A 6,672-nucleotide genomic window follows, 5' to 3' on the forward strand; every position below is an offset into this window, starting at 1 on the left:
GGCCGGTCGGATCCGAGGATCCGACCGGCCGTTCTCTGTGTGCGCGAGGGGGGAGTTGAACCCCCACGCCCTTTCGGGCACTGGAACCTGAATCCAGCGCGTCTGCCTATTCCGCCACCCGCGCAACTGGGTGATGGGTAAATAGTAGCCCATGCCCAGGGGTGGTTCTAACCAACCGGGAGCGACCCGTCCCGGAGGGCGGAGAGGAAGGAACCCCAGGCTGCGGCGGGGAAGAGGAGGACCGGACCAGACGGGTCCTTGGAGTCACGCACCGGGACGACGCCGGGGATGGGGGACGCGAGGGCCACCTCGACACAGTCTCCCCCGTCGGGCCCGCTGTAGCTGCTCTTGCGCCAGCCGTTCGCGCCGATCTCGAACCTCACCATCCCGGTAGCCCTCCATCGCGTCGGCAAGCAGCTCCAGGGATTCCCTCACCGAGAGCACCTCCCCGCGAAGCAGATCATAGCCACGGCGATGTGCCGCCACGACGGCTGGAGCGTCACTGAGATGCCCACGGTCCAGGCTCTCCGAGTAGACCCAATTCCGCCCGTCCGGCATCTCCAGCTGAACCATCGACATCTTGATGACCGTCCGCCGACCGCCGAACGGTGCGATCTGGATGCTGACGTTGGGGAGCCTCGCCACATCGAGGAGGTGCTGCATCTGGCGACGCATCACGGCAGGCCCACCCAACTCCGTTCTGATGGCGCTCTCGTCGAGAACCGCCATCAACAAGGGGCCGTCCGGGGCGAGGAAGCGCTGCTGTCGACCGATTCGAGCAGCCATCCGCTCCCCGATCAGCTCGGGCTTGCCCGCCGCATCGCCCGCCTTGAACAACTCCCGTGCGTAATCACTGCATTGCAGCAGGCCGTGCACATATCCGTACTGGAACAACCGTAGGGCAACCGCTTCGGCTTCCATCTCCGCGTACTCCTGGAACCAGTCCGGGTGCTCGATCTCCGCATTCCAGTCCACCCGGTCCCAGAGGCGCTTCAACAGCCCGCCGGTGTTCAACAACCGGTCCGCATCCTCGACCAGTTCGGGCTGCATCCGGCGCTTGCCGCTCTCGCAGCGCGTGAGCACCGTGCGGTCGCAGTGCAGGAGCTTGGCCAACTCCTCCTGCGTGTAGCCGGCCAGCTCCCGGTAGAACCGCAGCTCCTCGCCGAACATCACCGCCGAACTCGCGGTCGGTTCGAGCTTGCTCCTCCGGTGTGCCATGACCGGTCCCCTCACGTGCCGCACATGCCCCGCACTGCGATTTGGTCGTCACCGTACCCGGCGGGAGTCGATGATTGTGGCGGAACGCAGTCTTCTCCTCGCACAGCGTGAATATCGCGCCCCATTCGCGAGCCTGTTCCACTCCCCCCTCTCCCCGGAGGCTTCGCCATGCCCTCTCTCCGTACCGTCCGCCGGCCCCGCGAGTTCGCCGCCCGACTCCCCTCGCAGGACGACTCCGCCCCCCTCGCCCGGTCGTTCCTCCGCGCCTACCTCGCGGGCCTGCCCCGTGGCGAACGCTATTCCGACATCGGCGAGTTGCTGCTCGGCGAACTCGTGGCCAACGCCGTCCGGCACTCCGACGCCCCGCTGGACCGCCTGGTCGAGGTCCGGTTCGCCGTCGTCGCCGACCGGCTGCGGCTCGAAGTGCACGACACCGGCAGCGGGTTGCCCACCCTGCGCCCTTCCCCCAGTCCCGAGGAGGAGTGCGGACGCGGCCTCCTCCTCGTCGACGAACTTGCCGAGCGCTGGGGCTGTTGCCCCCGCGCCGGCGGGATCGGCAAGTTCGTCTGGGTGCTGATCTCCCCCGCCCCGGGGTTCACCGAGTTGGTCTTCGGCCGGTCGCCGAGACTCGTCACGGTCTGAGCGTCACTTCCCGGCCGCGGCCTCCAGGGTGGCGCGCCACAGCGGGCTGTCGACGTAGTGGTTGTCGTAGAGCTCGGAGGAGTCCTTGATCTCCTGCGGGCTGGCCTCGCCCCGCATCACCCGGCCGAGCAGGCGCAGGTAGTCGAAGCGCGGCATGCCCGGGGTGAAGACGAACAGCACGTCGGCCTCCGAACCGGGAGCGGCCGCGAAGGCGTGCGGGGTGTGCGGCGGGACGAGCAGGAAGTCGCCGCTCTCCAGGGTCTCGACCTTCTCGTCCAGCAGGACCTGGAGCTTGCCGCCGATGACGAAGAACAGCTCGGAGGCCCGGGTGTGGAAGTGCGCCGGGGCGCCGACCGCACCCTTGGCGAAGGTGGACCGGTAGCTGGTGACCGGGCTGCCGTCGGTGCCGTGGTCGGCGAGCAGGGTCATCACGCTGCTCGGGTCGCTGGTGGTCTCGGCGGTGGCGGCGCGGGTCAGGATGGGCTTGATCGGGCTGGCGTTCATGGTGGTTCTCCCCGTCTCGGGCGGCTCCGGCTCCCCTGCCGTCGCCTTGTGATGATCACTCTATGAGCCCGATCGACCTGCCGAGGGGTGCATTCCAGCGCAAAAATCATGGGTCAATTCGAGCGCGGAGAAGCCCCCGGAAACGGCGACGGGCCGCACCCCCGACCTGGGGNNCCGCACCCCCGACCTGGGGTGCGGCCCGTACGAAAAAGCTCCGGCGTCAGCCGGCCAGACGCTCCGCCGCCGCGTCCAGGCGGGCCAGAGTCCGCTCGCGGCCCAGCACCTCCAGCGACTCGAACAGCGGCAGACCCACGGTGCGGCCGGTGACCGCGACCCGGATCGGCGCCTGCGCCTTGCCCAGCTTCAGCCCGTGCTCGGCCGCGACGGCCTCCAGCTCGGCCTTCAGCGCCTCGGCCTTCCAGTCCGCCACGGCGAGCTTCTCGCGGGCGGTGCGCAGCAGGGCCAGCGCGCCGTCCTTGTCCTTCATGGCCTTCGCCCAGGACTGCTCGTGCTCCACCGGCTCCGGCAGGAACAGGAAGTCGACCTGCTCGACGATCTCGCCCAGCACCGCGATCCGGGACTGCGCCAGCGGGGCGAGCTCGGCGAACGCCTTGGCGTCGAACGCCTCGGCCGGCCACGGCGCGCGGTCGGCGGCCAGGTACGGCGCGCAGGCGGCGATGAACGCGTCCACCGTCAGGGCTCGGATGTACTCGCCGTTGAACGAGCGCAGCTTCGCCACGTCGAAGAAGGCCGAGCCGGCGTTCACCTCGGAGATGCTGAACAGCTGCTCCAGCTCGGCGTAGGGCCGGATCTCGACGTCGTCCTTCGGGCCCCAGCCCAGCAGCATCAGGTAGTTCACCATCGCCTCGGGCAGGTAGCCCTCGGCCAGGTAGTCCTCCAGCGCCACCTTGTCGCGGCGCTTGGAGAGCTTCTGCCGCTTCTCGTTGACGATCACCGGCAGGTGCGCCCAGACCGGCGGGGTGGCGCCGAGGGCCTCCCACAGCAGCTGCTGCTTCGGGGTGTTGGAGAGGTGCTCCTCGCCGCGGATGACCTCCGTGACGCCCTGCTCCAGGTCGTCGACCACGTTGGCGAGCAGGAACACCGGGCTGCCGTCGCCGCGGGCGACGACGAAGTCCTCGATGGCGGAGTTCGGGAAGGCCGGCTCGCCGCGGATGAGGTCGACCACGACGGTGGCGCCCTCGTCCGGGGTGCGGAAGCGCAGCGCCCGGCCCTCGGCGTACTCGAGGCCCCGCTCGCGGCAGAAGCCGTCGTAGCCGGTCTGGGCGGAGCCGGTGCGCTCGGCGGTCTGCTCGCGGGTGCAGTCGCAGTAGTAGGCGCGGCCGGCCGCGTACAGCTTCTCGGCGGCGGCGCGGTGGGTACCGGCGTTGGCGGACTGGAAGTACGGGCCCTCGAAGGCCGGGTCGCCCTCGTGGATGCCGATCGCGGCGAGGGCACTGATGATGCCGTCGGTCCACTCGGGCTTGTTGCGCGCTGCGTCGGTGTCCTCGATCCGCAGGACGAAGACACCGCCCTGCTGTCGTGCCGTCGCCCAGTTGTACAGCGCCGAGCGGGCACCCCCGACGTGGAACATGCCGGTGGGGCTCGGAGCGAAACGGACGCGGACGGGACGGGAAACCTCGGTCATGGAACCAAAGGGTATCGGGCCGGGGGCCGGTCCCCGTCACGTGCACCCCGCCCCGGGGCCTGTCGGCGTCCGGCTACGCGGCGTCCAGGACGATCGCGTTCTTCGCCCGCTCGACGGACTCCTCGGCCGCCGGGCCGCCGGGGTTCTCGGTGGCGAGGGCCTGGTTGAGGGTGACGAAGGGGCGCATCCGGCGCTCGTAGCGCTCGTAGGCCTGTCTCTTATACACATCTNGGTCGGCGCCGCTGTCGCGGGCCCGGCCGAGTTCCTGGGCGAGGACGTAGGCGCCGACCAGGGCCAGGCTGGTGCCCTGCCCGGAGAGCGGCGAGGCGCAGTAGCCCGCGTCGCCGAGCAGCACGGTGCGGCCGGCCGACCAGGAGTCCAGGTGGATCTGCGCCATCACGTCCGCGTAGAAGTCGGTCGAGCGGTGCAGGGCGTCCAGCAGCCGGGTCCGCTCCCAGGGCAGCGCGGAGATCCGCTCGGCGACCGTCTTCCGGGCCGCCTCGGGGTCGCGCTCGACGGGCGTGTCGCTCGCCCAGCCGAAGACGATCCTCAGCTCGGTGTTGTCGCGCACCGGGTAGATGCCGTAGCCGGCGTCGCCGTCGCGCTGCCAGACCTGCCAGTCCTCCAGGCCGAGGAAGTTGTCGGCGGCGAAGATCGCCACATGGGTGCCGAGCGGGCTGAGGCAGTCCGCCTCCGGGCCGAAGGCCAGCCGGCGCACCCGGGAGTGGAGGCCGTCGGCGCCCACCACCAGGTCGAAGGTGCGCGGCTGCCCGTGCGCGAAGGTGGCGTGCACCCCGTGCGCGTCCTCCTGGAGCGAGGTGATGCTGTCGCCGTGGACGAACTCGACGCCCGCCGGGGTGTGGTCGTAGAGGATCTCCATCAGGTCGCCACGCAGCAGTTCGACGTCCCCGTTGTCGAGCCGGCCGCTGCTGTAGGTGGTCTCCTCCGAGCGGTGCAGCTCGGTGCCGTCGGCGCCGAGCACGGACATGCCGCGCATCCGGGTGCGGACGGCCCGGACCTGCTCGGTGAGGCCGGTCCGCTCGATCACGTCGAGGGCGACGCCCCGGATGTCGACGGCCTGGCCGCCGGAGCGCAGGCCGGGGGCCAGCTCGACGACGGTCGGGGCGAAGCCCCGGCGGGCCAGCCAGTGGGCGAGGACGGTACCGGCGATGCCGCCGCCGGAGACGAGGACGTTCTGCATGGTTGCTCCCCTGGTTCGTTGTGCTCGGTACGGCGCCGTCCGCCGTGAACGCTCTGAACGTACGCTGTACATACAGAGCCTTGCAAGCCTCGAACTCGCAGGTCAGAGCCATTTCTGAGCTAGGACAGCAGGCACTTCGGGGCTGATTCCCCTGGTAGCGTCTGCGCTAGTACAGACCTGGCGCGGCCGCCAAGAATTTTCCGAACATCCGAACAGGAGGGCGCCGCCGTGGCACCCGAGACGGACCCGCCGTTCCGCCGCATCGCGGCCGACCTCCGCCGCCGGATCGCCAGCGGCGAACTCGCCCCCGGCGCGCGCGTCCCCTCGAACCGGCGGCTCGCCCAGGACTGGGGCGTCGCCCTCGCCACCGCGACCAAGGCGCTCACCGTGCTCCGCTCGGAGGGCCTGGTCGAGGCCCGGGCCCGGGTCGGCACCGTGGTCGCCGCCGCCGTTCCCGCCGCCGCCTCTCCGGCCCAACCGACATCCCCCGAGGGCGAGTTGAGCCGCGAGCGGCTGATCGCGGCCGCCCTGGAGATCGCCGACGCGGAAGGGCTCGCCGCCCTGTCCATGCGCGCCGTCGCGGCCCGGCTCGGAGCCGCCCCGATGTCCACCTACCGCTACGTCACCAGCAAGGACGAACTCGTCCTGCTCGCCGCCGACGCCGCCTTCGGCGAGGCCGGCTACCCCGCCGAGCCGCCCGCCGGCTGGCGCCCCCGGCTCGAACTCGGCGCCCGCACCCTGTGGTCGCTGTTCCGCCGCCACCCCTGGCTCGCCGAACTCGGCTCCGTCACTCGGCCGTTGCTGCTGCCCAACCTGCTCACCCACGCCGAATGGGCCCTCGCCGCCCTCGACGGCCACGGCCTCCCGGCCGCCACCGTCCTCGACATCCACGTGCTGTTCTACAGCTACATCGAGGGCCTCGCCGCCAACCTCGAACGCGAGGCCCGGGCCCAGGCCGCCACCGGCCTCACCGGCGACCAGTGGACCGACACCCGCTTCGCCACCTTCGACACCCGCACCGCCGCGGCCCGCTTCCCGGTCTTCACCCGCCTGACGGCCGAACTGGACGAGGGCTACGACCTCGACCTCGACACCCTCTTCGAATCCGGCCTCACCACCCTCCTCGACGGCCTCGCGCCGCGGATCGAGGGCCGCACCTGACATTCCGTCAGATACCGTCCCGGCCACGAAAGGTGCGGCGGTACTCCCGCGGCGGCACGCCGAGGCGGGCCGTGAAGGGCGGCCGCAGCGAGACCGCCGAGCCGAAGCCGCAGTGGACGGCGACCGTGTCCACCGGGAGGTCGGTGTCCTCCAGGAGGCGCTGGGCGGTGAGGATGCGCTGATCGAGCAGCCAGCGCAGTGGGGTGGTGCCGGTCGCGGCGGCGAAGCGGCGGGCGAAGGTGCGTTCGGACATCAGGGCGAGGGCGGCCATCCGGCGGACGGTCCAGGGGGTGTCGAGGGC

Annotated in this window: 8 protein-coding genes and 1 tRNA gene; 2 read left to right on the plus strand and 7 right to left on the minus strand. The window is 71.0% G+C overall.

What is annotated here, in order from left to right:
- Positions 1-40: 40 nt before the first annotated feature.
- The 3 genes from VR45_RS12130 to VR45_RS12135 form a co-directional block, all read right to left on the minus strand.
- Positions 41-124 (minus strand) — tRNA-Leu (locus VR45_RS12130).
- Between the two features lie 43 nt (positions 125-167).
- On the minus strand, positions 168-308 hold the full coding sequence (locus VR45_RS50540; RefSeq protein WP_353612683.1) for a DUF397 domain-containing protein: 141 nt from the start codon (positions 306-308) through the stop codon (positions 168-170).
- On the minus strand, positions 265-1,218 hold the full coding sequence (locus VR45_RS12135; RefSeq protein WP_045939717.1) for a helix-turn-helix transcriptional regulator: 954 nt from the start codon (positions 1,216-1,218) through the stop codon (positions 265-267). Before VR45_RS12135 ends, VR45_RS50540 begins: the two co-directional genes overlap by 44 nt.
- Positions 1,219-1,386: 168 nt before the next feature.
- Here VR45_RS12135 and VR45_RS12140 point away from each other — a divergent pair, with 168 nt between their 5' ends.
- Complete coding sequence (locus tag VR45_RS12140; protein WP_045939718.1) at positions 1,387-1,860, plus strand: ATP-binding protein; 474 nt, start codon at positions 1,387-1,389, stop codon at positions 1,858-1,860.
- 3 nt (positions 1,861-1,863) lie between these two features.
- Here the strand turns inward: VR45_RS12140 and VR45_RS12145 are convergent, their stop codons facing one another.
- From VR45_RS12145 to VR45_RS12155, 3 genes are all read right to left on the minus strand, one after another.
- Entirely contained in the window at positions 1,864-2,364 is a 501-nt protein-coding gene (locus VR45_RS12145; protein WP_045939719.1) for a cupin domain-containing protein, read from the minus strand.
- A 220-nt stretch (positions 2,365-2,584) separates the two neighbouring features.
- A complete protein-coding gene (gltX, locus tag VR45_RS12150; protein ID WP_045939720.1) occupies positions 2,585-3,955 on the minus strand; it encodes a glutamate--tRNA ligase in 1,371 nt (456 codons plus the stop codon).
- A gap of 127 nt (positions 3,956-4,082) precedes the next feature.
- A complete protein-coding gene (locus VR45_RS12155) occupies positions 4,083-5,210 on the minus strand; it encodes an FAD-dependent monooxygenase (RefSeq protein ID WP_045939721.1) in 1,128 nt (375 codons plus the stop codon).
- 228 nt (positions 5,211-5,438) lie between these two features.
- Between VR45_RS12155 and VR45_RS12160 the strand changes: the two genes are divergently transcribed.
- The gene (locus VR45_RS12160; RefSeq protein WP_045939722.1) at positions 5,439-6,371 is read left to right on the plus strand and encodes a TetR/AcrR family transcriptional regulator C-terminal domain-containing protein; all 933 of its coding nucleotides are present in this window, start codon (positions 5,439-5,441) and stop codon (positions 6,369-6,371) included.
- Positions 6,372-6,378: 7 nt separating this feature from the next.
- Here the strand turns inward: VR45_RS12160 and VR45_RS12165 are convergent.
- Positions 6,379-6,672: helix-turn-helix domain-containing protein (locus tag VR45_RS12165; protein ID WP_045939723.1), on the minus strand; the 294-nt coding region annotated here is incomplete at its 5' end.

This window comes from Streptomyces sp. NRRL S-495, assembly GCF_000966955.1.
In the GTDB taxonomy this organism is placed as follows: Bacteria; Actinomycetota; Actinomycetes; order Streptomycetales; family Streptomycetaceae; genus Kitasatospora; species Kitasatospora purpeofusca.

Bases quoted from the DNA above. Each gene is read 5' to 3' on its own strand.
- VR45_RS12135 (WP_045939717.1), bottom strand. From the start codon at position 1,218: ATGGCACACCGGAGGAGCAAGCTCGAACCGACCGCGAGTTCGGCGGTG.
- VR45_RS12140 (WP_045939718.1), top strand. From the start codon at position 1,387: ATGCCCTCTCTCCGTACCGTCCGCCGGCCCCGCGAGTTCGCCGCCCGA.
- VR45_RS12145 (WP_045939719.1), bottom strand. From the start codon at position 2,364: ATGAACGCCAGCCCGATCAAGCCCATCCTGACCCGCGCCGCCACCGCC.
- gltX (WP_045939720.1), bottom strand. From the start codon at position 3,955: ATGTTCCACGTCGGGGGTGCCCGCTCGGCGCTGTACAACTGGGCGACG.